Source organism: Amycolatopsis sp. NPDC051758 (genome assembly GCF_044453095.1).
GTDB lineage: Bacteria > Actinomycetota > Actinomycetes > Mycobacteriales > Pseudonocardiaceae > Amycolatopsis.
The window spans coordinates 231,164-256,643 of sequence record NZ_JBITCJ010000009.1 but is presented as its reverse complement, the minus strand read 5'-3'; the positions used below and the strand labels follow the sequence as shown (position 1 = coordinate 256,643).

At 71.1% G+C, this 25,480-nt stretch carries 22 protein-coding genes; 13 read left to right on the top strand and 9 right to left on the bottom strand.

Translation table 11 applies throughout. The features are described from left to right. The first annotated feature begins 12 nt into the window (after positions 1-12). From ACIA5G_RS36865 to purE, 4 genes are all read left to right on the top strand, one after another. Entirely contained in the window at positions 13-1,362 is a 1,350-nt protein-coding gene (locus ACIA5G_RS36865) for a glycosyltransferase 87 family protein (protein ID WP_395931816.1), read from the top strand. Then, a complete protein-coding gene (locus ACIA5G_RS36860; protein WP_395931814.1) occupies positions 1,337-2,560 on the top strand; it encodes a glycosyltransferase 87 family protein in 1,224 nt (407 codons plus the stop codon). Before ACIA5G_RS36865 ends, ACIA5G_RS36860 begins: the two co-directional genes overlap by 26 nt. A 102-nt stretch (positions 2,561-2,662) precedes the next feature. Then, positions 2,663-3,847 (top strand): 5-(carboxyamino)imidazole ribonucleotide synthase, encoded by a 1,185-nt coding sequence (locus ACIA5G_RS36855; protein ID WP_395931812.1) that lies wholly within the window; start codon positions 2,663-2,665, stop codon positions 3,845-3,847. A gap of 10 nt (positions 3,848-3,857) precedes the next feature. Continuing rightward, positions 3,858-4,355 (top strand): 5-(carboxyamino)imidazole ribonucleotide mutase, encoded by a 498-nt coding sequence (purE, locus tag ACIA5G_RS36850; protein ID WP_395931810.1) that lies wholly within the window; start codon positions 3,858-3,860, stop codon positions 4,353-4,355. A 4-nt stretch (positions 4,356-4,359) separates the two neighbouring features. Here purE and ACIA5G_RS36845 read toward each other — a convergent pair whose 3' ends face one another. Beyond that, the gene (locus ACIA5G_RS36845) at positions 4,360-4,965 is read right to left on the bottom strand and encodes an SDR family oxidoreductase (RefSeq protein ID WP_395932276.1); all 606 of its coding nucleotides are present in this window, start codon (positions 4,963-4,965) and stop codon (positions 4,360-4,362) included. 209 nt (positions 4,966-5,174) lie between these two features. Here ACIA5G_RS36845 and ACIA5G_RS36840 point away from each other — a divergent pair, with 209 nt between their 5' ends. Then, positions 5,175-6,185: an Lrp/AsnC family transcriptional regulator gene (locus tag ACIA5G_RS36840; protein ID WP_395931808.1), complete on the top strand. Its 1,011-nt coding sequence runs from the start codon at positions 5,175-5,177 to the stop codon at positions 6,183-6,185. Here the strand turns inward: ACIA5G_RS36840 and ACIA5G_RS36835 are convergent. Continuing rightward, positions 6,177-7,841, bottom strand: coding sequence for a class I adenylate-forming enzyme family protein (locus ACIA5G_RS36835; RefSeq protein WP_395931806.1), 1,665 nt, complete (start codon positions 7,839-7,841; stop codon positions 6,177-6,179). The two genes, ACIA5G_RS36840 and ACIA5G_RS36835, sit on opposite strands and share 9 nt — an antisense overlap. A gap of 115 nt (positions 7,842-7,956) precedes the next feature. Here ACIA5G_RS36835 and ACIA5G_RS36830 point away from each other — a divergent pair, with 115 nt between their 5' ends. The 4 genes from ACIA5G_RS36830 to ACIA5G_RS36815 all read left to right on the top strand — a co-directional run bounded on the left by ACIA5G_RS36830 (position 7,957) and on the right by ACIA5G_RS36815 (position 11,752). Further along, complete coding sequence (locus ACIA5G_RS36830; protein ID WP_395931804.1) at positions 7,957-9,114, top strand: acyl-CoA dehydrogenase family protein; 1,158 nt, start codon at positions 7,957-7,959, stop codon at positions 9,112-9,114. Positions 9,115-9,368: 254 nt separating this feature from the next. Then, on the top strand, positions 9,369-10,298 hold the full coding sequence (locus tag ACIA5G_RS36825) for an esterase/lipase family protein (protein ID WP_395931802.1): 930 nt from the start codon (positions 9,369-9,371) through the stop codon (positions 10,296-10,298). 68 nt (positions 10,299-10,366) lie between these two features. Further along, the gene (locus tag ACIA5G_RS36820; RefSeq protein WP_395931800.1) at positions 10,367-10,792 is read left to right on the top strand and encodes a hypothetical protein; all 426 of its coding nucleotides are present in this window, start codon (positions 10,367-10,369) and stop codon (positions 10,790-10,792) included. A gap of 144 nt (positions 10,793-10,936) precedes the next feature. Next, the gene (locus tag ACIA5G_RS36815; RefSeq protein ID WP_395931798.1) at positions 10,937-11,752 is read left to right on the top strand and encodes a DUF1206 domain-containing protein; all 816 of its coding nucleotides are present in this window, start codon (positions 10,937-10,939) and stop codon (positions 11,750-11,752) included. Here the strand turns inward: ACIA5G_RS36815 and ACIA5G_RS36810 are convergent. Continuing rightward, positions 11,749-13,605 carry a GTP-binding protein gene (locus ACIA5G_RS36810; RefSeq protein ID WP_395931796.1) on the bottom strand — a complete coding sequence of 619 codons (1,857 nt, stop codon included), beginning with the start codon at positions 13,603-13,605 and terminating at the stop codon, positions 11,749-11,751. The genes ACIA5G_RS36815 and ACIA5G_RS36810 overlap by 4 nt on opposite strands. Positions 13,606-13,864: 259 nt before the next feature. Between ACIA5G_RS36810 and ACIA5G_RS36805 the strand changes: the two genes are divergently transcribed. Continuing rightward, on the top strand, positions 13,865-14,305 hold the full coding sequence (locus ACIA5G_RS36805) for a DoxX family protein (protein WP_395931794.1): 441 nt from the start codon (positions 13,865-13,867) through the stop codon (positions 14,303-14,305). Between the two features lie 64 nt (positions 14,306-14,369). Here the strand turns inward: ACIA5G_RS36805 and ACIA5G_RS36800 are convergent, their stop codons facing one another. Beyond that, complete coding sequence (locus ACIA5G_RS36800; RefSeq protein WP_395931792.1) at positions 14,370-15,080, bottom strand: TIGR03089 family protein; 711 nt, start codon at positions 15,078-15,080, stop codon at positions 14,370-14,372. A gap of 109 nt (positions 15,081-15,189) precedes the next feature. Here ACIA5G_RS36800 and ACIA5G_RS36795 point away from each other — a divergent pair, with 109 nt between their 5' ends. Further along, a complete protein-coding gene (locus ACIA5G_RS36795) occupies positions 15,190-16,026 on the top strand; it encodes an NAD(P)H-binding protein (protein WP_395931790.1) in 837 nt (278 codons plus the stop codon). Here ACIA5G_RS36795 and ACIA5G_RS36790 read toward each other — a convergent pair. Then, entirely contained in the window at positions 16,019-17,320 is a 1,302-nt protein-coding gene (locus ACIA5G_RS36790) for an LCP family protein (RefSeq protein ID WP_395931788.1), read from the bottom strand. The two genes, ACIA5G_RS36795 and ACIA5G_RS36790, sit on opposite strands and share 8 nt — an antisense overlap. A gap of 38 nt (positions 17,321-17,358) precedes the next feature. Continuing rightward, a complete protein-coding gene (locus tag ACIA5G_RS36785) occupies positions 17,359-18,885 on the bottom strand; it encodes an LCP family protein (protein WP_395931786.1) in 1,527 nt (508 codons plus the stop codon). Between the two features lie 139 nt (positions 18,886-19,024). Here ACIA5G_RS36785 and rfbB point away from each other — a divergent pair, with 139 nt between their 5' ends. Continuing rightward, positions 19,025-20,014, top strand: a complete 990-nt coding sequence (rfbB, locus tag ACIA5G_RS36780) for a dTDP-glucose 4,6-dehydratase (protein ID WP_395931784.1) — start codon at positions 19,025-19,027, stop codon at positions 20,012-20,014. Positions 20,015-20,018: 4 nt separating this feature from the next. Further along, on the top strand, positions 20,019-20,912 hold the full coding sequence (gene rfbD / locus ACIA5G_RS36775) for a dTDP-4-dehydrorhamnose reductase (RefSeq protein ID WP_395931782.1): 894 nt from the start codon (positions 20,019-20,021) through the stop codon (positions 20,910-20,912). Positions 20,913-20,930: 18 nt separating this feature from the next. On the opposite strand, the gene ACIA5G_RS36770 is transcribed toward rfbD, so the two are convergent. The 3 genes from ACIA5G_RS36770 to ACIA5G_RS36760 are packed head-to-tail and all read right to left on the bottom strand — an operon-like array spanning position 20,931 to position 25,477. Further along, entirely contained in the window at positions 20,931-22,016 is a 1,086-nt protein-coding gene (locus ACIA5G_RS36770; protein ID WP_395931780.1) for a glycosyltransferase family 4 protein, read from the bottom strand. Beyond that, the gene (locus ACIA5G_RS36765; protein WP_395931778.1) at positions 22,009-24,510 is read right to left on the bottom strand and encodes a glycosyltransferase; all 2,502 of its coding nucleotides are present in this window, start codon (positions 24,508-24,510) and stop codon (positions 22,009-22,011) included. Before ACIA5G_RS36765 ends, ACIA5G_RS36770 begins: the two co-directional genes overlap by 8 nt. Positions 24,511-24,541: 31 nt before the next feature. Then, a complete protein-coding gene (locus ACIA5G_RS36760; protein WP_395931776.1) occupies positions 24,542-25,477 on the bottom strand; it encodes a glycosyltransferase family 2 protein in 936 nt (311 codons plus the stop codon). Between the last annotated feature and the right edge of the window lie 3 nt (positions 25,478-25,480).

Here is a 25,480-nt window from a genome sequence, read left to right as displayed (position 1 = left end):
TTTCCTGGTGCGGTGACCCGGACCGTACCCACCGACGTCGACGGCGAAGTCGCGGCCAGATCCCAGCACCGGTTGGCCCTGCGCAAGTCACTCGCCCGGCTGTCCGTCCGCCCGCGGTCGATCCTGATCCTGTCGGTGATCCCGCTGGTCGCGATCGGGTACGGCATCTGGGGCTGGCAGCACGACTGGGTCCTCGGCGTCGACAGCGCGGTCTACCGGGCCGGCGCGCTGACGCTGCTGCACGGCGACTCGCTCTACGACGCCAACACCCTCGCCAACGAGCCGTGGTGGGCGCTGCTGCCGTTCACCTACCCACCGACGGCCGCGCTCATCTTCGTCCCGCTCGCGGCGTTCCCGACGCAGATCTCCTGGGGCCTGATCACCGCCGTTTCGCTCGGCGCGATGGCCCTGTCGATCCGGATCGCGATCGGCGCCCTGCCCCGCCCGGCCGACGACGGGCCGCGCTGGTGGGCCTCGCCCGCCCGCTCGACCATCGTGTTCTTCCTGGTCTTCCTCGGCCTCGAGCCGGTGTGGCGGACGATCTTCCTCGGCCAGATCAACCTGATCCTGATGGCCATGATCCTGCTGGACATGCTGGTCATCGGCGCCCGGGGGAGCCGCTGGGGCGGCGTGCTGGTCGGCGTCGCGGCGGCTATCAAGCTCACGCCGCTGGTGTTCCTCGGGCACCTGTTCATCACCGGCCGCCGCAAGGACGCACTGCGCGGGCTCGCGACGTTCGTCGTGCTCCAGGGCCTGATGTTCCTGATCAACGCGCACGACGCGGCCAAGTACTGGACCGTCACGCTGCCGGACACCGGCCGGATCGGGCCGGTGCACTGGGCGGGCAACCAGTCGCTCAACGCGCTGATGAACCGGGCCACCGACCTCGCGCCGTGGGCGTCGAAGGCCGCGATGGGCATCGGCTTCCTGCTCGCCATCCCGGCGCTGTGGCTGCTCATGCGGTTCCACCGCAAGGGCCAGACGCTGGCCGCGGTGCTGGTCACCGCGTTCTGGACGCTGCTGATCTCGCCGATCTCGTGGACCCACCACTGGGTCTGGGTGGTCCCGCTGATCGTGCTGCTGGTGTCGCGGCTGCCGAAGACCACCCCGGCGACGGCGTGGAAGCGCTGGGTCGGGACGTTCGCGGTGGCGTTCGTGTTCCTCAGCTGCGTGCTGCTGATCTTGCCCAACGGCCGCAACGTCGAGCTGCACTGGAAGGTGTGGCAGAACATCCTCGGGGACGCCTACATCCTGATGCCGGTGGTGCTGGCCGCGGCGCTGATCCTGCGCTGGGGCCTGCAGCGGCGGGCCCGGAAGAAAGCCGCTTCGGACGAGCATGTCGACGTCGCGACCGGCGGCTGAGGTCCGCACCGGCCGGGTTCTCGCCGGGGGGATCGCGCTGCTCGTCCTCGGTTTCGGCGTGGTCGGCTGGCTGGCCGGCTGGCACCTGGGCGCGGACAGCGCGGTCTACCGCGCCGGCGCGCTGACGCTGGTCCACGGCGACCCGCTCTACACGCGGGACGTGCTGACCGCGCTGCCGGACTGGGTGCGGCTGCCGTTCACCTACACCCCGGCCGCGGCGCCGCTGTTCCTGCCGCTCACCCTGGTGCCATCCGGCCTGGTCTGGGGCGTGCTCGCGTTTTTGTCGGTGGTCGCCCTTATGGTCGTGATCACGGTGGTGCTGTCGTCGCCGGGGCGTTCCCAGCAGCTTTGGGTGAAAAGCTGGTGGGCGCTGCCGGCGGGAACGGCCATCGCTCTGGCGCTGGAGCCGGTGTGGAAGACACTGTTCCTGGGCCAGATCAACTTGATACTGATGGCGTTCGTGGTGCTGGACGTCCTGGTGCTCTCGGCGCGCGGGTCGCGTTGGGCGGGTGTCCTGATCGGCGTGGCGGCGGCGATCAAGCTGACCCCGCTGATCTTCGTGCCGCACCTGTTCTTCACCGGCCGGTGGAAGGACGGGCTGCGCGCGCTGGGCACGTTCGTGGTGCTCGAAGCGGTGATGTTCGCGGTCATCCCGGTCGACGCGGCGCGGTTCTGGCGGGATTCGGCGACCGACCCGACCCGGGTCGGGTCGGTGCACTGGATCTTCAACCAGTCGCTCAACGGGCTGGTCAACCGGGCCACCCACCTCGCGCCCTGGTCGCTGGCGGTGGCGGTCGGGGTGGCGGCGGTGCTGGCCGTGCCGGCGGTGTGGGTGGTCGTGCGGCTGCACCGGCGCGGTGAGGACGCGGGCGCGTTGCTCGTGACCGCGTTCTACGGCCTGCTGCTGTCGCCGGTGTCGTGGTCGCACCACTGGGTCTGGGCGGTGCCGTTGATCACGCTGCTGGTGGTCAAGGGGTGGCGCCGGATCGCGGCGGCGGTGACGGTGCTGTTCGCTTCGCAGGTCGTGATGCTGGTGCCCAACGGCGGTGACACGGAGTTCGGCTGGGGCCTGGGCTGGTCGGTCCTCGGCAACGTCTACGTGCTCGCGGCGGCGGCCGGGATCCTCGGGCTGGCGGCGCGTGAGCTACGCCTGGTCCGGCGGTCACCGCAGGTCGTGACAGTTTGCCAATCCGGCTGAAAGGAGGCGGACACGGTCCGGACCGTGCCCGCTCACCGGCGCCTGTTCCGCCGTGGCTGCCAGCCGGATTGGCAAAAGTCGACACAGTAGGCTGAGCGGGCTATGGACAAACACACCGGTCTGCCCGTCGTGGGCATGGTGGGCGGCGGGCAGCTGGCCCGGATGACCCACCAGGCGGCGATTTCCCTCGGCCAGTCCCTGCGCGTGCTCGCCGCGGGGGAGAACGAAGCGGCGGGGCTCGTCGCGGGCGACGTCACGCTGGGGCACCACACCGACCTCGAGGCGCTGCGGAAGTTCGCGTCGTCGGTCGACGTGCTCACGTTCGACCACGAGCACGTGCCGGGTGAGCACCTGCTGACGCTGGCGATGGAGGGCTTCGTCATCCGCCCGGCGCCGTCGGCACTGGGCTTCGCGCAGAACAAGCTGGTGATGCGCGAAATGATGGCCGGCCTCGGCGTGCCGGGTCCCGCCTTCGCCGAAGTATCCACTGTGGACGACGTGGTGAAGTTCGGCGGCGAGCACGGCTGGCCGGTCGTGCTCAAGGCGTCGAGCGGCGGTTACGACGGCCGCGGCGTCTGGATGCTCGACACCGCGCAGCAGGCTCGCGAGACCGTGCCGGAGCTGCTCGAAGCGGGCACACCGCTGCTGGTCGAGGAGAAGGTGGTGATGCGGCGGGAGCTGGCCGCGCTCGTCGCCCGCTCGCCCTTCGGCCAAGGTGCGGCGTACCCGGTCGTCGAGACGGTGCAGCAGGGTGGCATCAACACCGAGGTGCTGGCCCCGGCGCCGGGACTCTCGCCGGACCGCGTGCACGAGGCGCAGGACCTGGCGCTGCGGGTCGCGTCCACACTGGACGTCACGGGCCTGCTCGCGGTCGAGCTGTTCGAGACCGACTCCGGGCTGCTGGTGAACGAGCTCGCGATGCGCCCGCACAACTCCGGGCACTGGACCATGGACGGCGCGCGCACGTCGCAGTTCGAGCAGCACCTGCGTGCGGTGCTCGACTACCCGCTGGGCCGGACGGACCTGGTCGCGCCCGCGTGTGTGATGGCGAACGTGCTGGGCGCTGAGGTGCTGCCCGAAATGGGGCCGGACGAGCGGCTGCACCACTTGTTCGCGCGGTATCCAGAGGCGCGGGTGCACCTCTACGGCAAGCAGGAGCGGCCCGGTCGCAAGCTCGGGCACGTCAACTTCACCGGCGAGCGCATGGACGACCTGCGCAACCGCGCGCTGCTGTCGGCGCACTGGCTGTCCCACGCCGTCTGGCTCGACGGCTACGAGATTCACTAGGAGATCAGCTATGGCGCCGCAGGTGGGCGTGATCATGGGCAGCGACTCGGACTGGCCGGTGCTGGAGGCGGCCGGCGCGGCGCTGGACGAGTTCGGCGTCGAGTACGAGGTCGGCGTCTACTCGGCGCACCGCACGCCCCAGCGGATGCTGGACTACGCGACGTCGGCGGTGGCGCGGGGCATCCGCGTGATCATCGCGGGCGCGGGCGGCGCGGCCCACCTGCCGGGCATGGTGGCGTCGGCGACGGTGCTGCCGGTGATCGGCGTCCCGGTGCCGCTGAAGTACCTGGACGGGATGGACTCGCTGCTGTCGATCGTCCAGATGCCGGCGGGCGTCCCGGTGGCGACGGTCTCGGTGGGCGGCGCGCGCAACGCGGGCCTGCTGGCGGTCCGCATCCTGGCGGCGTCGGACGAAGGACTGCGCTCGAAGATGGCGGCGTTCCAGCGTGACCTGGAGAAGCTGGTCCTGGACAAGGACGCGGCGCTGCGCGAGAAGACGGGCCACTAGCGGGTCACCAGGGCACCGTCTCGCCGGTGCGGTCCAAGAACTCGATCCCGGGCTTGCCCCTCTTGGCCAGCAGGACGTCGACGACCAGCGGCACGGCCTCTTCGATGGTGAACGGCGCGTCCGGGCCGCCCAGGGCGGTGCGAATCCAGCCGGGCGCAATGACCACGAGCGCGCGCTCGTGCTCGGCCGGCCGGGCCGCGAAGCTGCGCATGAACATGTTCAGCGCGGCCTTGCTGGCCCGGTAGACCTCGCGCGAGCCGGTGGTGTTGTTCGTGACGCTGCCCTGGCCGGAGGACATCGCCCCGATGAGCCCGTCCGGCGGCACGAGGTCCTGAAGTGCCTCGATGACGCGCATCGGGCTGAGCGCGTTGGTGACCATCACGTCGACGAAGTCGGCGGTCGAGACGTCGCCGATCGGCGTCTGCGGGTTGTTGGTGGTCCCGGCGTTGACGAACAGGATGTCGAGCTGCCGGTGCGCGAGACGCTCGTGCAGCGGCGCCAGCTGACCGGGCTCGGTGATGTCGAGGTGCTCGACCTCGACGTGCCCGGCCGACCGGTCCGCCAGGTCGTGCAGGGGTGTTCGGGCGGCCGGGTCGCGGACCGTGCCGATGACGTGTCACCCCCGCTCGAAGAGTTCGGCGGTGATCGCGTGGCCGAGGCCGCGGGACGCGCCGACGATGAGGGCGGTCCCGGGCGGGGTGCTTGCTGTCATGGGTCATCTCCTGGTTCGAAGGTCACTTCCGAGTCTTCTCCCGGCAGCTCCTTCGGAGCACGTTCAGGAGGCTGATTTGCGAGAATGCCTCGATGAAGGGAGCGCGCATGGCTGAATCCGATGATTTGCTGCCCGACGATGTGCGTGTCATTCGTGCACTCCAGGTCGCTCCGCGAGCCTCGTTCGCCTCGATCGCGGGTGCGCTGGGGCTCACCGAAGCCGCCGTCGGGCGGCGGTACCGCCGGCTGCGCGCCGACGGTGTCGTCCGCGTTGCCGGCATCGTCGATCCGGGGGCGCTGGGGCAGAGCAAGTGGCTGGTGCGGCTGCGCTGCCGTCCCGGCAGTGTTGCGGCGATGGCCGACGCGCTCGCGAAGCGCGAAGACGTCAGCTGGGTGGCGCTCTGCGCCGCGGGCTCCGAGATCACCTGCGCGGTCCGGTCGCGGACCCAGGACGAGCGCGACGACCTCCTCGGCCGGCAGCTCCCGCGCACGGCGGCCGTGCTGGACATCAACGCGTCCGCGATGCTGCGCCAGTTCCTCGGCGGCCGCGGTCACTACTGGGCCGCCCTGCGCGGCATCCTGACGTCGGAGCAGGAGTCCGCGCTGGGGAACGACGGCGCGCCGTTCACGGAAGCTCCGGTCGTGGCCCGCGACCCGGTGCACCTCACGCCCGAAGACGAGAAGCTGCTCGCCGTGCTCGCCGAAGACGGCCGTGCGGGCCTGGTCGACCTCGCCGCCGCGGCAGACCTCACGCCCGGCCGCGCGGCACGCCGCCTGCAGACGCTGCTCGACCGGCGCGTCGTCCACATCGACGTGGAGATCGCCGCGACGGCGCTGGGCTACCGCGCCGGGGCGAACCTCTGGCTCCGCGTGCACCCGTCGGCGGTCAAGACCGCCGGGCGCGCCCTGGCACAGCTGCCCCAGATCGCCTTCGCCGCAGCGGTGTCCGGCCCGCACAACCTCCACGCGGTCGCGCACTGCCGCGACCTGGACGAACTGTTCGAGCTCACGTCGGACCGCGTCGGCGCGCTACCTGGCCTGCAGAGCATGGAGGTGTCCCCGCTGCTCCGGCACGTGAAGCAAGCGGGCACCCTCCTGGCCGGCGACCGCCTAGCCTGACAACCGGTCCCGCAGCTCCCGCTTCAGCACCTTCCCCGCCGCCGACACCGGGATCTGCTCCACGACGTGGATCTCCCGCAACCGCTTGTACGGCACCACTTTGTCGTTGACCGCGGCCATCAGCTCGTCCGCGTCCAGTTCGCCGTGCGGCACCACGAACGCCACCGGCAGCTCGCCGACCTCGGTGTCCGGGCGGCCCACCACCGCGGCCGCCGCGACGCCCGGCATCGTGATCAGCAGCTCCTCGAGCTCGCGCGGGAAGACGTTGTAACCCTTGTACAGCAGCATGTCCTTCTTGCGGTCCACGATGGACAGGTAACCGTCCTCGTCGAGGATGCCGATGTCGCCGGTGTGGAGCCAGCCGTCGACCAGTGCGGCCGCTGTCTCCTCCGGGCGGTTGCGGTAGCCCTGCATGATCTGCGGGCCACGCAGGCAGACCTCGCCGCGCTCACCGGCCGGCACCGGGTCCTCGCCGCCCTCGGCGGGGACGACCTTGACCTCGGTGTCGAAGATCGGGACGCCCACCGAGCCGACCTTGCGAGTGCCCGAGCGGTACGTCGGGGAGATCACCGCGCCCATCGTCGCTTCGGTGAGGCCGTACCCCTCGGCGACGACCACGCCGGGGAAGCGCTCGCGCAGCGCGTTGATCATCGTGTGGTTCATCGGCGCCGCGCCGGAGCCGATCGACCGCACCGACGAGAGGTCCGCGGTGTGGAAGGACGGCGTCGCGAGCAGGGCGGCGAACAGCGCGGGCGCGCCACCGAGGCCGGTGACCCGCAGCCGCTCGGCGTCGGCGATGTAGGCGGCCGGGTCGAAGCGCGCGTGGAGCACGGTCGTCGTGCCGGCGATCACCGCCGCGTTCATCCCGCCGATGATGCCCATCGCGTGGAACCACGGTGTCAGGTTGATCGCGACGCCGGTGCCGAGCCGCGACGGCCACTCCTCCTCGCTGCCGATCTGGTCGATCGTGATCTCGCCGTCCGCGTCCAGCACGGGAACCGAGCCGGTGCCCCAGCACACGTGCTGGAGCGTGTTGACCACGACGTTGCGATGGGTGAGCCGCACACCCTTCGACCGGCCGGTGGTGCCGCCGGTGTAGGCGAGGTGCGCGAGGTCTTCGTGGATGTCCGTGCCGGCTTCGGGACGCGTCTCCGGCTGCCCGGCGTGGAACGCCTCGAACTCGACCTGGTCCTCGAGCAGGTCGCCCGCCGGGGCGACGACGACGGTGAACTTCGCCGGGATCCGGTCCGCGACGCTCGCCAGTGCGCCCGCCACCGGCCCGAACGTCACGACCGCCGCGGCCTCGCAGTCGGCGAGCTGGAACGCGAGGTCGTCCGGCGGGAGCAGCGGGTTCGTCGGGCTGAAGGTGGCCCCGGCGAGGAGCGTGCCGTAGTAGGCGACCGGGAAGGCCAGGCAGTTCGGCAGGTGCAGGGCCACGACGTCGCCGCGGCCGATGCCGCGTTCACGCAGGGCGTTGGCGAACCGGCAGGCGGCCCGGTAGGTCTCGGTGAAGGTGAGGCTGTGGCCGTCCTGGGCGAAAGCGGTCCGGTCGCCCCAGCGGGCGGCGCCCGCGGCGAGGATCGATCCGGCCGGGACTTCGGGGTAGTCGAGGGAGGCGGGCAAACCGGGCGGCGTCGTCGGCGCGGTGAGCGGCATCACTCGAAGGTACGAGTTCTGCGGTCAACGACACAAGGATGACGGCGGACGTTGTCAGTGAACGAGCGCTAACATCGACGGAACCCTCCCGACGTCGTAGAGAAGGTGACCGGAAGTGACCGACGGCCTGTACCAGCTTGCCGAAGAGCACGAGGAGCTGCGGGCCGCGGTCCGGGCTCTGTCCGAGAAGGAGATCGCGCCGTACGCGGCCGAGGTCGACGAGAACGAGCGCTACCCCGTCGAGGCGTACAACGCGCTGGTCAAGTCGGGCTTCAACGCCGTCCACATCGGCGAGGAGTACGACGGCCAGGGCGCGGACGCCGTCGGCGCCTGCATCGTCATCGAAGAGGTCGCCCGCGTCGACGCGTCGGCGTCGCTGATCCCCGCGGTGAACAAGCTGGGCACCCAGCCGATCATCCTGTCGGGCTCGGAGAGCGTGAAGAAGCTGGTGCTGCCCTCCATCGCGTCGGGCGAGGCCTCGGCGTCGTACGCGCTTTCAGAGCGCGAGGCCGGCTCAGACACCGCGTCGATGCGCACGCGCGCCCGGCTCGACGGTGACCACTGGGTCCTCAACGGCACCAAGTGCTGGATCACCAACGCGGGCGAGTCGTCCTGGTACACGGTGATGGCCGTGACCGACCCGGACGCGGAGAAGAAGGCCAACGGCATCTCGGCGTTCGTCGTGCACAAGGACGACCCGGGCTTCTCGGTCGGCCCGAAGGAGAAGAAGCTCGGCATCAAGGGCTCGCCGACCCGCGAGATCTACTTCGAGAACTGCACGATCCCCGAGGACCGCATCATCGGCGAGCCCGGCACCGGCCTGAAGACGGCGCTGCGCACGCTCGACCACACCCGCCCGACGATCGGCGCACAGGCACTGGGCATCGCCCAGGGCGCGCTCGACGCGGCGGTGGCGTACGTGAAGGACCGCAAGCAGTTCGGCAAGTCGATCGCCGAGTTCCAGGGTGTCCAGTTCATGCTGGCCGACATGGGAACGAAGATCGAGGCTGCCCGGCACCTGGTGTACGCCTCGGCGGCGGCTTCGGAGCGCGGCGACAAGCGTGCCGGGTTCATGGCTTCGGCCGCGAAGATGTACGCGTCGGACATCGCGATGGAGGTGACGACCGACGCCGTCCAGCTGTTCGGTGGTGCGGGGTACACCCGTGACTTCCCGGTGGAGCGGATGATGCGTGACGCGAAGATCACGCAGATCTACGAAGGCACGAACCAGATCCAGAAGGTCGTCATGGCTCGGGCCCTGCTCAAGGGCTGATCTCCGACGAACCTGAACGCCCCCGGCACGCACCACGCCGGGGGCGTTCCGCGTTTCCGGGCCCGGTTGAGCTTGAGCCTCGTCGTCGAAGTTTTTGTCATCTCGGTGAGTGGCACTCAGGCCATCTCGTGTCACTCGTAGCAGGTCAAGCGCCGAGAGAAAATCACTCACCAGGGGGAGTGTCCGAACAAGTTACCCGCGCGTTAAGTATTTGGTGACGCGGATCACCATCGGTTCACAGAGAGGTGAAACGGATGGGCGCAACGACGCGCAGGTGGCTCACGGCGGCCGTCGCTACGGTGGCGGCGCTGGCACTCGGGGCGGGTACCGGACAAGCGGCCGAGAAGGAACGCACCGGGCCCGTGCAGCCCAACATCCTCACGGCGGCCCTCTACTCGCTCGGGGCGCCCACCATCGCGCCGCCGGGGACCAATGACTGGAACTGCAAGCCGAGTGAGCAGCACCCCAACCCCGTCCTGCTCTCCAACGGGACCACCGCCAACGCCTACGAGAACTGGGCGAACCTCTCCCAGAAGCTCGCCAACGCCGGTTACTGCGTCTTCGCCGGCAACTTCGGTGGCACGCCCGGCACCTTCCTGCAGACCGTCGGGCCGATCGTCGACACCACGAAAGCGCTTGCCGCCTTCGGGGACAAGATCCTGCAGGCGACCGGGGCCAAAAAGCTCGACGTCGTCGGGCACTCGCAGGGTGGGATGAACATCCGGTACTGGATCAAGTACCTCGGCGGCGCGGACAAGATCAGCCGGCTCGTCGGGCTGTCGCCGTCCAACCACGGGACCGACCTCTTCGGCCTGCTCAGCACCCTCGAGATGATCCCCGGGGTGCCGGCCGCGCTCGGGACCGTCTGCCAGGCCTGCAACGAACAGGCCGTCGGCTCGGACTTCCTCACCGAGCTCAATGCCGGCGGCGAGACCGTGCCCGGCATCCAGTACACCGTCATCCAGACCCGCTACGACGACGTCGTGACGCCGTACACCAGCGCGTTCCTGCCGGCCGCGCCGAACGTGAAGAACATCCTGCTGCAGAACGTCTGCGGGCTCGACTTCACCGACCACCTCGGCATCACCTACGACCCCGTCGCCCAGGGGCTGGTGCTCAACGCGCTCGACCCGGCACACGCGAAGACGCCGCCCTGTGTGCCGGTGCCGCCGGTGATCAGCTGAGCTTCGCCACATGAGACATAACCCACCGCCGGGGCGGATTTCCGCTCCGGCGGTGTCACGCTCGAAGCATGTATTGGCCGGTTCCGGCGTCCTGGACGCCCCACGACGAAGCCGAGCTGGTCGCCGGCTGGCGGCTGTGGCTCGAGCTGTCCGACCGCGCCTGGCCGACGGCCGCCTGGGACGGCACGCCGGCCGGTGCCGTCCGGCAGCTGCGGGACCTCCTGGCCGCGTGCGACGAAATCGAGACGTCCTACCGCGAAGCCACCCCTAAGCCGTCGGCCGGGTTCCTGCGCCTGGTGCAGGGGCTCGTCGTCACGGCAGGCTCGGCGATCGGGCTGTGGTTCGACGACTTCGACCAGCTCGACAGCGAACGCGCCGCGCTGTTGCACGAAGACCTCTCGCGGTTCGCCGAGCAGGCGGAGCAGGTCCTGACGGTGCTCGCCGTCAACGGCGGCTGGACCCGCCTCGACGAAGTGCGGCGCCGCCCCGCCTGAAGCCGCGCCGACTCCGGCCGGTAGCCGGCCGGTCGCACATCCATGACCGGATCGCCCCGGCGCGGCCGGGGATTGCGCCGCATGGCCCAATCGATCGGCGCCGCAGGTGGGTACCCGCAAGGTATGAACCGGACATCTGCAGGCGTGAACCGGACCGAGTCGACGGCCCGAAGAGGCGAAAAGACCGATACCGCCCAGCTCCTCGGCCGGATCGGCATGGCCTGTTACGGCCTGGTCCACCTCGTCCTGGCCTACCTCGCCTTCCAGGTCGCCTTCGGCGGCGGTGAGCAGGCCGACCAGAAGGGCGCGCTGCAGGAGATCGGCTCGACGGCGTTCGGGCAGGTCCTGCTCTGGGTGCTCGCCCTCGGGTTGGTGCTCTTCGGCTTGTGGCAGTTCATGATGGCCGCCGTCGGTTACACGTGGGTCAGCGGCGGGAAGCGGACGCGCAAGCGGATCGGCGCCGGCGCGCGCGGGGTCGTGGTGATCGCGCTCGGCTTCACCGCCTTCCGGATCGCCACCGGCAGCGGCGGGGGCGGGTCGGGCAACCAGACCCAGCAGGAGTTCACGGCCAAGCTCCTCCAGCTGCCGTTCGGGCCGGCGCTGGTGGTCATCGCCGCCGCGGCCGTCCTCGGTGTGGCGATCGCCGCCGGGGTCAAGGGTGTGAAGAAGAAGTTCCTCGAAGACCTCGACATGACCGACCTGCCGGGCAAGACCAAGCGCTGGGTCACCCGGCTCGGCCAGGCAGGCTATCTCGCCAAGGGTGTCGTTTTCGCGATCGTCGCGATCCTCCTCGCGTACGCGGGGTTCAACGCCGACCCGAACAAGGCCGGCGGGCTGGACGCCGCGCTCAAGACGCTCGCCGCCCAGCCGTTCGGCGCCGTGCTGCTGACCGTCGTCGCCCTCGGGCTCGCCGCGTTCGGCGCGTACTGCTTCGGCGCCGCCTGGGCGCACAAGCGCTAACGCCGGGCGACCTGCGCGAGGTATTCCTTGCGGTCCAACGGGTTCTCGCCGGTCCGTGGCCGGGTCGGCGGTTTCCCGGGGTACGGCCGGTAGTCGTCGAACTCGCTGAGGAAGACGCCTTCGCCCTGGGTGAGCGCGGGGAGGGCCTGCTCGAACTCGTGGATGTGCTCCGCGGGGATGGTGCCGTGCAGGGTGCACAACGCCGGCCCGGCCACCGGTTCGCCGGGGATCCCGCGCAGGTCCGCGAGCTTGAGCAGCACCGCGCTGACGGCGTTCGCCGGGACCTCCAGCTCGAAGCGGTGCACCGGCTCGTACACCCGGGTGCCGGCTTCCTGCAGCGCCGCCATCAGCACCAGCGGTGTCATCTTGCGGAAGTCGCTCGCGGCGCTGATCGGGCTGAAGTACGCCGTGTGGGTCAGCGTGACGGCGCAGTCGAGCACCTCCCAGCCGTACAGGCCCTGTTCGAGCGTGCTGTGGACGGTCTCCTCGATCGCCTTGTGGAACGCCAGGGGCAGCGACCCCAGCTGGACCGACAGGCCGAACGTGACGCCGGGACCGGGCGCCACCCGCAGCCCGACCGTCGCGAAGAAGTACAGCCGCTGCTCCGTATCCAGCTCCTCGACCGCCTCGCCGCAGCCGACCGGCTTCTCGACGTACAGGGTGCTCGTCGGCTCGAACTCGACATCGATCCCGGCGCCCTCGGCCAGCATCGAGCGCAGCACCTGCTTCTGCACCTCGCCGTAGAGCCGCACGGAGATGTTGTGGCCGCGGCGCCGGACGTCGATCAGCGGGTCCTCTTCGGACAGTCGGGTCAACGCGGTGAACAGGGCCGAGGCCTGCTCGGGCCGGACCCGCCGCACCACGCTCTCCAGGCTCGGCGGCGCGAACACGCCTTCGCGGCTGTCGCCGGGGGAGCCGAGCCGGTCGCCGATGCGGACGTCGCGCAATCCGCGCACCCGGGCGACGTCACCCGCGAGCGCCACGTCGTCCCCGGCGACCTCGATCGCCGAGACGCGGCCGGACAGCTCGGTTTCGCCGCGGTAGAAGGAAATCCGCTGCCGCGGCGCCAGTGAGCCGGAGCGCAGCCGGGCGTAGGCGACCTTCTCCCCGGCGCGGCCGCGGTCGATCTTGAACACGGACGCGGCGAGCGGGCCGTCGCCGGTCCGCTCGGTGGCCGGGAGCAGCTCGGCCATCGCCGTGACGAGGTCCGCGACGCCGGCGCCGGTGATCGCCGAGCCACGGAGCACCGGGTGCAGCGTGCCGCGGGCGATCTGCCGGGCCAGCTCGGCGCGGCAGGCCGCCGCGTCGACCCGGTCCTCCACATAGGACTTCAGGAACGCGTCGTCGTCGTCGGCCAGCAGCTCGGCGAGCTCGTCGGACGACGTGGCGGCGCTCAGCGCGATCGTGCGTGGCGCCAGTTTCGCGCGGACGTCGTCGAGGAGGTCACGGGCGCCCATCCGGTCGATCTTGTTCACGAAGATCAGCGTGGGGATGCCGAGGCGGCGCAGGGTCCGCATCAATACGCGGGTCTGGGCCTGGACGCCTTCGACGGCGGACACCACCAGGACGGCGCCGTCGAGCACCCGCAGGGCGCGCTCGACCTCGGCGATGAAGTCGGAGTGGCCCGGGGTGTCGATCAGCGTGATCCGGGTGTCGCCGGTCACGAACGAAACCACCGCGGACCGGATGGTGATGCCACGACGGCGTTCGAGCTCGAGGGAGTCGGTCTGGGTGTCGCCGCGGTCGACGCTGCCCAGGTGGCCGATGACGCCGGCTTCGAAGAGCAGACGCTCGGTCAGGCTGGTCTTACCGGCGTCGACGTGCGCGAGAATGCCGATGTTCAGGGTTTTCACGGGTGTGGGAGATCCTCTGGGATGCGGTGGACAGGCCGGGTCGGACGGTCTGTCGGCGCATCGGGGTCTCCTCACGGTCGTGGACGCAGGTCAGGGGCAAGATAGCCCCGCGCCGGGGTGCGCGAAACCGATTTTCGACGGCTCCGTCGTCCCTGTCGGTTCCCTGTCGATCACCCTCCGGAGCTTCGGGAGTGGGTGCCCGGTGCCCTACTTTGGGTCGGGTCAGTTGAAATTTCACCTACCGGGGAGCTGAAACCGGATGTTCGGACGATTCAAGGACGTGGCCCTGTTGCTGGGGAGGATCGGCGTCGCGGTCGTCTTCCTCGCGCACGGGATCCAGAAGTGGAACAACGGCATCGACGGCACGGCGAAGTTCTTCGCCATGACGGGCATCCCGCTGCCCACGGCCGCCGCGATCTTCGCGATGACCGTCGAAATCCTCGGCTCGATCGCGTTCATCGCCGGCTTCCTGCTGCCGCTCGTCGGCATCGGCTACGTCGTGATCTCGGTCGGCGCGCTGCTCTCGGTGCACATCGACAACGGCCTGACCGGCCAGGGCGGTTACGAGCTGGTCCTGGTGCTCGCGCTCGCCGGGCTGGCGCTCGGCTTCAACGGCGGCCGGCTCTCGCTGGACCACCTGTTGTGGGGCCGCAAGCGGGCCCGCCGCGAGTCCGAGGTCGGCGAACTCCAGAACGCCTGACCCCGCAAGTCCGTGAATGGCACATCGAGGGACTCAGCGTCCCTCGATGTGCCATTCACGGCTTTCAGGCGGAGAGGTCGGCGGTGGTGCGTTCGGCGTCGCGGCGGGCGGACAGCTTTGCCGGGTCCGCGTTGCTGACGTGGACCAGGTGCGCGCCGGCGGCGAGGGGGACGAGCAGGCCGTCGAGGAAACCCTCGGGTCCGCTCCAGTCCCGGGTGGAGAGCACGCGGTCGTCCGCGCTCAGCCCGAGTTTCGCCGCACGGGCGCGGGCTTCCGTGAGGATCTCGTCCACAGTGGACTCGAACAGCGCCGGCGTGTCACCGGGAACCGGGAAGAGCGGGCTGTACTGGTCGCCGGCCATCCGCGCCTCGGTCAGGTAGTCGAACGCGCCGCCGCCCGGCGGCTCGTCGAGGCCGCGGCCCATCGGGTCGAGCGTGACGACGGCGGTCGCGGTCGCGCCGGTCGGCTCCGGGTCGTCCGGCCCGACGAACGCCACCCGCGCGCCGGCGCCCTCGGTGACGACGCGCGCCCCGCACCACCACGCCCCGAGCAGCACGCCGACGGTCTGCCAGTGCGCCGGGAGCTGCACCGCCACGGCGTCACCCGGTTCGACGTCGAACTCTTCGGTCAGCCAGTTGGCCGTTTTTGCCGCCCAGTTGGCGGTGGTCGCGACGGACAGCTCGACGCGGCTGCCCAGCTGGTCGTCGTAGTGGGTGATCAACGGTTTGGCGGGCGAGGCCAGCAGCGGGCGCAGCAGCTCGTCGGTCAGGCTCATGCGGACAAGGCTAAAGCGCGGACCACGCGCTTCGCCGGTTGACACCACCACTTCCGGCTCAGTACGTTTGCTTTGCAAGCAAATATATATCGAGAGCTGGGGGACACGCATGACCATTCTTGTCACCGGAGCCCGCGGACACGTCGGGCACGCGGTCCTCGACGCGCTCGTCGCCGCAGGTCAGGACGTTCGCGCGGCGAGCCGCGACGCCACCACGCTCGACGTCCCGGACGGCGTCGCAAAGGTGAGCGCCGACCTGGAGGACCCGTCCACACTGGACGCCGCGCTCGACGGTGTCCGGTCGGTGTTCCTTTACGTGCGGCCACAAGGGATCGAGGGGTTCGTGAAGGCGGCCGAGGCCGCGGGTGTGCGGCACGTCGTGCTGCTGTCGTCGGGTGCGACGCTCGAACCGAAGTCCGCGCAGAGCCGCATCGCGATCTTCCACCGCGCGGTGGAGGAGGCGCTGATCGGTGCGCCGTTCGCGGAGACGCTGCTCAACCCGGGCTCGTTCGCGACGAACGCGCTCGGCTGGCGCACGGACGTCGCCGAGGGTGTGGTCCGCACGCCGTACCCCGACTCGCGGATCGGCGCGATCCACGAGCGCGACATCGGCGACGTCGCGGCGAAGATCCTGACCGACGGCTCGCACGCCGGGCAGGCGCTGCAGCTGAGCGGGCCGTCACCGATTTCGTTCCGCGAGCAGGCAGAGGTGCTCGCCGACGTGCTGGGCCGGCCGTTGCGGGTCGAGGAGCTGACGCCGGAGCAGGCGGCGGCCCGGATGACGGCGCTGGGCTGGCCGCCCGAGGTGCCGCCGGAGGTCCTGCGGGCGATGGAGCGCACGACCAGGGAGCCGTCGGTGGTCACGGACGTCGTCCGCGAGGTGACCGGGACGGCGCCGAGGACCTTCCGGCAGTGGGCGGAGGACCACCGCGCCGACTTCAGTTGACGCAGGTGACACCGGGGGAGGCTTGGTGTAGCGGTGCCGCGGCGGGGGCGGCGCCGCTGCCCGAGCCGCCACCCGCGGGCGCGCCGCCCGGAGACTTCGCCGCCGCGGGCGCCGGACGTCCCGCCAAGCCCGCCACGGCCTCCCGGACCGCCTTCGGGTCGATCTCCACGATGCTCTGGCCGTCCTCGCTGCGCCCGTTCGCGGTGATCACCGGGATCGTCGTGAACGTCAGGTCGCCCGACGCGAGGCCCTTCGCCTGCTGCGCGAACTGAAGCAGGTCGAGGCCGGGGTCGAGGGTGAGCGACCGGTGGATCACGTCCATCAGGTTGTTCAGCGTGCCCGGGCTGGTCAGCGTGCCCGCCGACAGCACCTGGTGCAGCGCCGAAGACAGGAACGCCTGCTGCCGCACGATCCGGTCCAGGTCGCCGCGCGGGAGGTTCTTGCGCTGGCGGACGAACGACAGGGCCTCGCCGCCCGAAACCGTCTGCTCGCCGCGGCGGAAGTTCGCCCCCGAGTCCTTGTCCTCGGTCGAGTGGTTCAGGCACACCCGGACCCCGCCGAGCGCCTCGGTGAGCAGGTAGAAGCCGAGCAGGTTGACCTCGGCGTAGTGGTCGATCCGGACCTGCGTGAGGTCCTGCACCGTCTGCACCAGGACGCGGCGGCCTTCGGTGTCGGAGTCGCGCTCGATCTTCGCCTGGTCACGCTCGCCCTGGGCACGGAGCTGCTGGGCGAAGTGCGCCTTCGCGATGCCGTACGCCGAGTTGATCTTCGCCTTGCCGCGGCCGGGGACGTCGGTCCAGGTGTCGCGCGGAACCGAGACCGCGGACGGCTTCGCGCCGTTCTTCGGCACCCGCAGCAGGATCACCGTGTCGGTGTTCACCGCGCCGCCGTTCGCCTCGGTGCGCAGCTCACGCAGCACCCGCGCCGGCAGCGCGTTGCCCTGCGCGTCCGTGCGGGCGTCACTGCCGACCAGCAGGATGTCGTCCGCCCCGTCGTCCGCGGGCGGGGGTGCGGGCTCGCCGGCCCGCGGGGTCAGCGCGTCGGTCGTCGGGACGTTCTGCTGGAGCTGGTCCTTGGTGACGTACGCGTAGCCGCTGGCGCCGAGCGCGAGCAGGGACACCAGGCCGACGGCGACGCGGCGGGTCACCCGCCCGGCACGCCGGGTCCGCGACAGCGGCTCGGCCACCGGAGCGGGCGCCGCCTGCCGTGGGAAGGGCGACGGCTTCCACTCGGGATCGTCGCGCTGCGTCACCGGATCGACGGCCGTCTCCGGCCGTTCCTGCTCGTCTTCCACCCTGGTCCGACCTCCCCCGAACACCCTGCGTACTCAGTCTAGTTGACGCAGGGAACGCCGCCCGCCGTGATCGGCGGCGCGGCGGGGGCGGAGCTCACGGGGGTCGACGGCGGCGACGACGGCTTGGTGGCCGTCGGCGCGCCGCCCGGGCCCGCGGAGGAGTTCCGGAAGTCCTTGCCCAGCAGCACGCGCACGTGCCCGGCGGTGACGTCCCGGTCCGGCTCGGCCTGGAGGCTCGTGCCCAGCGCCTGCTTGACCAGGTCCAGCGCGGCGGTGTCGGCCGGGTTGTACCGGACGACGGTGGTGTTGCGGGTGCTCAGCCGCTGGTCGGCGGCGAGCGTGAAGCCCTTGTTCTGCAGCGTCGTGTGCGTCTGGCCGGCGATCGCGGTCGAGCCGGTGCCGTCGAACAGCTCCACCGTGACGGCCTTCGCGCCGGGCAGCTGCGCCGGTGTCGGCGTGGCCGGGGCGTCACCGTCCGAAGTCAGGCTCGCCACGTCCGCCGCCACCTGCGCCTGGTCGACACGCAGCACGTCGGCGCCGCCGATCACGGCGTTGCCCAGCGTCGGGATGGTGTGGAACTCGATGTTGCCGCCGGTCAGGCCGCGCATCTGCTCGGCGAACTCGGTCAGGTCCCAGCCCTGCGACAGCACCACGGACTTCTTCACCGCGGCGACCAGGTCGGCGATCTTGCCCGGGCTGGTCAGCACGTCGGTCGAGATCACCTTGCGGGCCAGGCCGGAGAGGAACGCCTGCTGGCGCGCGATCCGGTCGAGGTCGTAGTTGGGGAGGTCGTAACGCTGGCGGACGAAGGCGAGCGCCTGCACACCCTCGATCGTCTGGCGGCCGCCCGGCAGGTCCACGCCGGACTTGACCTCCTTGACCGGCCCCTTGAGGCAGACCTCGACCCCGCCGATCGACTTGGTGATCTCGTAGAAGCTCGCCAGGTTCACCTCGGCGTAGCGGTCGATCATGCCCGGCTTGCCGATGAACTTCTCGATCGTGGCGATGAGGTTCTTCCGCCCTGCGACCTTTGCCTGCGCGTCGGCCTGCTTCAGGTCGGTCATGCCCTGCCGCTGCAACGTCTTGTAAGTGTCCGTGTACGCGTAGACGAAGGCGCTGTTGAGCTTGTGCTTGCCGTAGCCGCCGGCCAGCTCCACCCAGGAGTCGCGGGGGAACGAGATCGCGATCGCGTGCTTCCCGTTCTGGGGGATGTGCACCAGGATCATCGTGTCGGTGTTCAGCTCGCCGTCCGAGACGCCGGCGTGCAGCATGTCCAGCACCTCGCGGGGCAGCGGGTTGCCCTGCGCGTCGGTGCGGCTGTCCTGGCCGACCAGGAGGATGTCGATCGCGCCGTCGAGCGGCTTCGCGTGCGCTTCGGTGTCGGCGAACACGTTCGTCGTGGTCAGGCCGGTGTTCGGGTCGCCGATGAAGTGCCAGCCGTACCAGGTCAGCGCCAGGATGGCGACCGAGAGCAGGGACACGACGACCTTGCCACCGCGGCGTGCGAAGACCGCGACACCTTGGCTTCGGCGCGCCGGGATGGGCGGCGCAGGCCATTCGGTCACGCGCTTCCTCCCCTGTGAAACCCCGTGCTTCCCCCAGGGCCACCCCTGGCCCTCCATCAAGACTCTACTGAGGGTGCTGTTGGACCTCCGTAGGCTGGGGGCCGATTGCCCCGGGCGGGGGCCGAGGAAAGGCGGGAAGATGCGGGTCCTGGTCACCGGTGGTGCCGGCTTCATCGGGTCGCACTACGTCCGGCAGGTGCTGACCGGCGCCTATCCGGAGCTGAGCGATGCCGAAGTGGTCGTGCTGGACAAGCTCACCTATGCGGGCAACGAGGCCAACCTGGCCCCGGTCGCCGGCGATCCGCGGCTGCGGTTCGTCCGCGGCGACATCTGCGACACTTCGCTGGTCGCGGAGGTCATGCGGGGTGCCGACCTGGTGGTGCACTTCGCCGCCGAGTCGCATGTGGACCGCTCGATCCTGGGCGCCGCCGACTTCGTGCTGACGAACGTGCTCGGCACGCAGAACGTGCTGCAGGCGGCCCTCGAGGAGGGTGTCTCGAAGTTCGTCCACGTGTCCACCGACGAGGTGTACGGCTCGATCGAGACCGGCTCGTGGACCGAAGAGCACATCCTGGAGCCGAACTCGCCGTACGCGGCGTCGAAGGCGTCGTCCGACCTGGTGGCGCGGTCGTTCCACCGCACCCACGGGCTGCCGGTGTGCGTCACGCGGTGCTCCAACAACTACGGTCCGTACCAGTTCCCGGAGAAGGTCATCCCGCTGTTCATCACCAGCCTGCTCGACGGCGGGAAGGTGCCGCTCTACGGCGACGGGCTCAACGTCCGTGACTGGCTGCACGTGGACGACCACTGCCAGGGCATCCAGCTGGTCGCGCACCGCGGCCGGCCGGGCGAGATCTACAACATCGGCGGCGGCACCGAGCTGACGAACCGCGAGCTGACCGAGCGGATCCTGGCCGCGGTCGGCGCGAGCTGGGACAGCGTCGAACCGGTGCAGGACCGCAAGGGTCACGACCGCCGGTACTCGGTGGACATCACGAAGATCGCCGACGAGCTGGGGTACGCTCCGCGGGTGTCCTTCGAGGACGGTCTGGCCGCGACAGTGGCCTGGTTCACCGAAAATCGCGCGTGGTGGGAGCCCCTGGCGGAGCGGGCCGCGCTCAAGAAGTGAGGATGTGGCCGTGCGGCTGACGGTGCTCGTGCCCGGTGGTTCCGGACAGCTGGGCCGGGATCTGGCCGCGCTCACGTCGGCTTCGGTGGACGTGGTCGCCCCGGGTTCGGCGGAGCTGGACGTGACCCGGACGGGCCAGGTGCTGGCGGCGGTCGGCGCACTGGCCGACCGGGCCCGGGAAGCGGGCTCGGCGCCGGTGGTCGTCAACGCGGCGGCGTACACCGCGGTCGACGCGGCCGAGCGGGACGAGGAGCGCGCGTTCGCGGTGAACGCCGACGGCCCGCGCGTGCTCGCCGCGGCGTGCGCGTCCCGCCGGGTGCCGCTGATCCACGTGTCGACGGACTACGTCTTCTCGGGCGAGGCGTCCAAGCCGTACGAGCCGTCGGACGAGCTGGGGCCGCGGAGTGCGTACGGCCGTACGAAGGCGGCCGGTGAGGACGCGGTGCTCGGGTCCGGGGCTTCGTCCTGGGTGGTCCGCACGGGCTGGCTGTACGGGCACTCGGGGTCGAACTTCGTGAAGACCATGGCGCGCCTGGAGTCTTCGCAGGACGTGCTGTCCGTTGTGGACGACCAGTTCGGCGGTCCCACGTGGACGGCGGACCTGGCCGCGGGGTTGCTGGAGCTGGCTTCCCGGGTGGCCGCGGGTGACGGCCCGGAGCGGCGGATCCTGCACTGCACCAACGCGGGTGAGGTCAGCTGGTGCGGGTTCGCCCAGGCGATCTTTTCCCGGCTGGGCGCGGACCCGTCGCGGGTGAAGCCGTGCACGACCGAGGAGTTCCCGCGGCCCGCGCCGCGGCCGGGGTATTCGGTGCTGTCACCGGAGTCGTGGCGGGAAGCGTGGCTCACGCCGATGCGGCCGTGGGAAGAGGCCCTGGACGCGTACTTCGCGGCTTCCTGACGGCGTTTGAAACCCGGGTCAGTGACGGCCGGAGGCCAAGCGGTACGCGCCCACGGTCAACTCGGCGCACGTGCGCCACGTGTAGCTTGCCGCCTGGGCTCGGCGCGCGGCTGACGTCGCCACCGCGTGGGGGTCGATCACCGCCGTTCGCAACGCCTCTGCCAAGCCGTCCACGTCGCCGTACGGAACCAGACTGGCGCAGTCACCGGCCACCTCGCGCAGGGCCGGGATGTCCGTGCAGACCACCGGCACGTCCGACGCCATCGCCTCGAGCACCGGCAGCCCGAAGCCCTCGTCGCGCGAAGGCAGCACCAGCGCCGCCGCCCCCGCCACCACGGTCCGCAGGTCCACATCGGACAGATAACCGGTCTGCCGCATCCGGTCACCGCGGGGGAACGGGCCCGGGCCGGCGAACACCAGGTCCGGCAGGTCGGGGGACGCGTTGTGGGTGCGGGTCAGCCAGTCCAGGCCCTTGCGCGGCCCGGCCGCGCCGGCGAACAGCAGGTAACGAGCGGGCAGGCCGAGCCGGGCGCGGCGCTCGTCGTCCGGGGGGCGGGCGGTGAACCACGCCGGGTTGACGCCCAGCGGCGTCACGACGATCTTCGCCCGGTCGACGTCCAGGCGGGTCGCCACCGCGTCCGCGACCGCCGAGGTGGGGGTGCAGATCACGTTCGCCCTGCGGGCACCTCGGCGGACGAGCTCCGGGAGGTCGCGGTCGCTCGGGGCGAGCTCCGCGGGATTGTCCAAAAAGGCCAGATCGTGGATCGTCACGACACCCGCCGCGCGGAGGCGGCCCGGGAGCACGAAGTTCGTGCCGTGGACGACGTCGGTCGAGCCGGCGAACAGCTCCACCGGCGGGAAGTCCGAGCGCAGCCACGCCATCCGCAGCAGCCGCGCCGACACCGGCATCCCGCGGGCCCGCGCGCCGTACGGGAGCACGTGCCGCAGCCGCCGCCAGCCGCGCAGCGTGAACGCCACCGCGCGCGTGTCCACCTCGGGGATCGACACCAGCTCTTCGATCAGCGCCGACGTGTACCGGCCGATGCCGGTGCGCGACCCGAGGAGCGGGGTGCCGTCGAGGAGGACCCGCAGCGACCTAGCCACGACGGAGCCGTTGCTTCGCGACCTTCAGCACGCGGCCACCCACGCGCCGCGCCAGTTCGGACGGCCCGCCGGCGGCCAGGTATTCGCGGATCAGGTCGGTGTCCCGCCGCAGCATCGCCCGGCCGCGCACCGCCGGCGTGGTCGTCAGGTCGGCCGAGCCGGGCAGCCGGTCGGCGGCCGGGCGCGGGTCGCGGCAGAACTCCACCAGCGGCTTCAGCGCTTCGGGCCAGGCGAACCGCTGCGCGACGACGGCCATCCGCTCGACGCAGCCCGCGGCGAACTCCTCGTTGTACAACGACTTTTCGAGCGCGTCCGCCAAAGCAGCGGCGTCTTCGGCCGGGACGACCACACCGAGCCGCTCGGCCCGCACCAGGTCGGCGAACGCGTCGCCGTCGGTGGTGACGATCGGCAGCCCGGCCCACAGGTAGTCGAGCACCCGGGTGCGGAACGCGAACGTCGTCTCGACGTGCTCGTAGTGCGTGGTGACACCGCAGTTCGCGTCGAGCAGCCAGTTCTGGCGCTCGTGGTAGGGCACCCACTGCTCGTTGAAGTAGACGTGCTTGCCGGTCAGCCCCAGCGAATCCGCGAGCCGGATCGTCCGCGCGCCGATGTCCATCTCGGCGACCTCGGGGTTCGGGTGCTTCATCCCGAGGAACACCAGCCGGACGTCGCCGCGGCGGCGGCGCAGCGTGTCGATCGCGCGCACCAGCGTCAGCGGGTCGAACCAGCTGTACACCCCGCCCGCCCAGAGCACGACGTGGTCGGTGCCGCCGATGCCCAGCGACGACCGCAGCCCCGGCCCGGTCCGGGTGGGCGGCTCCGGCGACAGTCCGAAGGGGACCACCGCGAGCAGCGACTGCGTGGTCGGGTCGGCGTCGTAGAGCCGCGGGGAAAGCCGGCCCATCGCGGCCAGGTGACCGAGCCAGAAGTGCCGCTGCCGCTCGGACGCGCAGAGGAAGAAGTCGCCGCGTTCGAGCTGCGCGTCGAGCACCTTCGTGACGCCCACCAGATCGGCCGCGCGCTTGTCGTCGGCAACACCCTTGCCCTGCTCCAGCAGTTCGAGGTGCATCGGGTCGTAGAGGTCGGCGACGACGATCTTGCCGCTGTGCTCCTTCTTCAGCGACGGCGCCAGTTCGAGCACGTGGCCCTGCAGCACGACGATGTCGGCCCAGGCGACCGGCGCCTCCAGCTCGCGGTGCTTGCCCGCGCTGACGCGGAACGGCGCGGGCGGCGGCGTGGCCAGGGGATTGGTCGTGACGAGGTGGACGTCGTGCTCGGCGGACAGCGCGAGCGCGATGTTCCAGGCGCGGATCGCCGGGCCGGCCATCCGCTCGGTGAGCGCGTCACCGGTGATCACCAGGATCCGGCGGCGCTGCCCGAAGGCCTTCTCGATGCCGAACGCCTCGACCAGGATGTCGTGCGCGGCGAGGTAGCGCGGCAGCGGGTAGGCGGGCTCCAACGCCTTGCGCAGCAACGGAAGCAGGTCGGCGTCGGTCCGGACGCGGGCGGCCTGCTCGACCGCGCGGGACTCGGCCAGCGACGGCAGCTGCTCGACGAACTGGTCGATCGCCAGGATGCCCGCGAGCGTGGTGCGCGGGATCGCGACGTCGCCGGACTCGATCGGGCCGACACCCTTTTCCAGGTCCAGCTGGGTCGCGTCCAGCTCACCGCGGGCAGTGGCCCGGCGGACGGCCAGGGCGAGCGCCGCCGGCAGCGCGCGGGCCAGCGTCTCGTCGGAAAGGTTCTTGTAGAGCGCCGCCAGGGCGTTGCGCTCCAGGAGGAAGGTCTCGCGGCCGGTCTCCGGCGCGTCGACCGACGCCATCGTGCCGTGGTGGCGGTGGTAGGTCAGCGACTCCGGCACGTACCGGACGCGCCAGCCGCGCAGGTTGAGCCGCCAGCCGAGGTCGACGTCCTCGTAGAACATGAAGAACCGCTCGTCGAAGCCGCCGAGCTCGGCGAACACCGAAGCGCGGACGAACATCGCCGAGCCGGTGCCGAACAGGACGTCCTTCGCGACCTCGTGCTCGGCGGCCGGGACGTCGGCCAGGGGTGAGCCCGCGTGCCGTTTGTAACCCATGCCGAACCAGGTCAGGCCACCGTCGACGAAGTCGGTGCCGGTGCCCTCCCAGTCGAGGACCTTGCTGGCCACCGCGGCGACGCGGGGCTGCGCGCGCAGCTCGGCGACCGCGGCGGAGACCCAGCCGGGCGCCGGGCGCGCGTCGTTGTTGAGGAAGCCGAGGACCGTGCCCTTCGCGTGCCGTGCGCCGAGGTTGCAGCCGCCGGCGAACCCGGTGTTGCGGCCGGCCTCGATGACGCGGGCGCCGGGGACGGCCTCCCGGATCCGGGCGGCCTCGTCGGAGTTGTCGACGCAGATCAGCTCGAGCTCGCGGTAGTCGTGCTCGGCGAGCGCACGCAGGCAGGTGATCGTGTCGTCGGCGCCGTGGTAGTTCACCACGATCACCGAGACGAGCGGTTGCGGTTCCCCCTGCGCCAAAGCCAGCTCCTTCGTCGGAATGCCCGCAAGCTTAAAGGCCTGCCCATGCTTCCCAGACCGCGCCTCGGCCGAGCGCCGCGCGACGGCCGATCCGGCGACGGGCCCGCAACGTCGCCGGTAACCGCGCGGCCACCTCGGCGAGCACCCGGCAGCGCAGGCCGAACCGGAAGTTCGCCGCCGCCGGGCGGCCCGGCCGCAGCGGCAGCACCGCTGTCAACACGGCGAACCTGAGCAGCTGGTTCACCGCGATCCCGCGGGGGGCGCAGCGCAGCAGCATGAGCAGCCGGTTGCGCTCGTTCCAGCGGTGGAACGGCGCCGAGCCCGGCTTGCTGCTGACGCCGTGGGCGTGCCGGACCCGGGCATCGGGCGCCGCGACGACGTCCCACCCGGCGAGCCGCAGCCGCCACGCGGTGTCGGTGTCCTCGTAGTAACAGAAGAACGCGGCCGGGACGCCGTCGACGTCGTGCAGGGCGTCGGTGCGCAGCAGGGCCGCGCCGCCGCAGAAGGCGAACACCTCGCCGGCGGGCTCGGTGAGGTCGGCGCCGTGGCCGTCGGCGGTCAGCCGGACCCCGGCCGACTGCGTGGTGCCGTCGGGACGCACCAGCAGCGACGTCGCCGCGGCGGCCAGCGGCGCCTTTTCGAGGGTGTCCTCCAGTGTGGCGAGCCATTCCGGCTCGGCTTCGGCGTCGTCGTTGAGCCACGCCATCAAGGGTGTCTCGACGTGTTTCGCCGCGGCGGCGAGCGCGCCCGCGTAGCCGGTGTTGCGGGCCAGCCGAATTACTTGCGGCTGCGAAGGATGGGCCGCGAGCAGGGCGGCGGTGCCGTCGTCGGAGGCGTTGTCCACCACGAGCGTCCGATGTGGACGCGTCTGCGCGGCGAGCGCGTCGAGGCAGGCGGTGACGTGCCCGGCGCCCCGCCAGGTCACGACTACCACCGTGGTGGCGGGATTCGGCGTCACGTCCCGCACAAT

What these genes read in the sequence shown, in the direction of transcription:
- ACIA5G_RS36860 (WP_395931814.1), top strand. Translation starts at nt 1,337, where the DNA reads ATGTCGACGTCGCGACCGGCGGCTGAGGTCCGCACCGGCCGGGTTCTC.
- ACIA5G_RS36855 (WP_395931812.1), top strand. Translation starts at nt 2,663, where the DNA reads ATGGACAAACACACCGGTCTGCCCGTCGTGGGCATGGTGGGCGGCGGG.
- purE (WP_395931810.1), top strand. Translation starts at nt 3,858, where the DNA reads ATGGCGCCGCAGGTGGGCGTGATCATGGGCAGCGACTCGGACTGGCCG.
- ACIA5G_RS36840 (WP_395931808.1), top strand. Translation starts at nt 5,175, where the DNA reads ATGGCTGAATCCGATGATTTGCTGCCCGACGATGTGCGTGTCATTCGT.
- ACIA5G_RS36835 (WP_395931806.1), bottom strand. Translation starts at nt 7,841, where the DNA reads ATGCCGCTCACCGCGCCGACGACGCCGCCCGGTTTGCCCGCCTCCCTC.
- ACIA5G_RS36825 (WP_395931802.1), top strand. Translation starts at nt 9,369, where the DNA reads ATGGGCGCAACGACGCGCAGGTGGCTCACGGCGGCCGTCGCTACGGTG.
- ACIA5G_RS36820 (WP_395931800.1), top strand. Translation starts at nt 10,367, where the DNA reads ATGTATTGGCCGGTTCCGGCGTCCTGGACGCCCCACGACGAAGCCGAG.
- ACIA5G_RS36805 (WP_395931794.1), top strand. Translation starts at nt 13,865, where the DNA reads ATGTTCGGACGATTCAAGGACGTGGCCCTGTTGCTGGGGAGGATCGGC.
- ACIA5G_RS36800 (WP_395931792.1), bottom strand. Translation starts at nt 15,080, where the DNA reads ATGAGCCTGACCGACGAGCTGCTGCGCCCGCTGCTGGCCTCGCCCGCC.
- ACIA5G_RS36795 (WP_395931790.1), top strand. Translation starts at nt 15,190, where the DNA reads ATGACCATTCTTGTCACCGGAGCCCGCGGACACGTCGGGCACGCGGTC.
- rfbB (WP_395931784.1), top strand. Translation starts at nt 19,025, where the DNA reads ATGCGGGTCCTGGTCACCGGTGGTGCCGGCTTCATCGGGTCGCACTAC.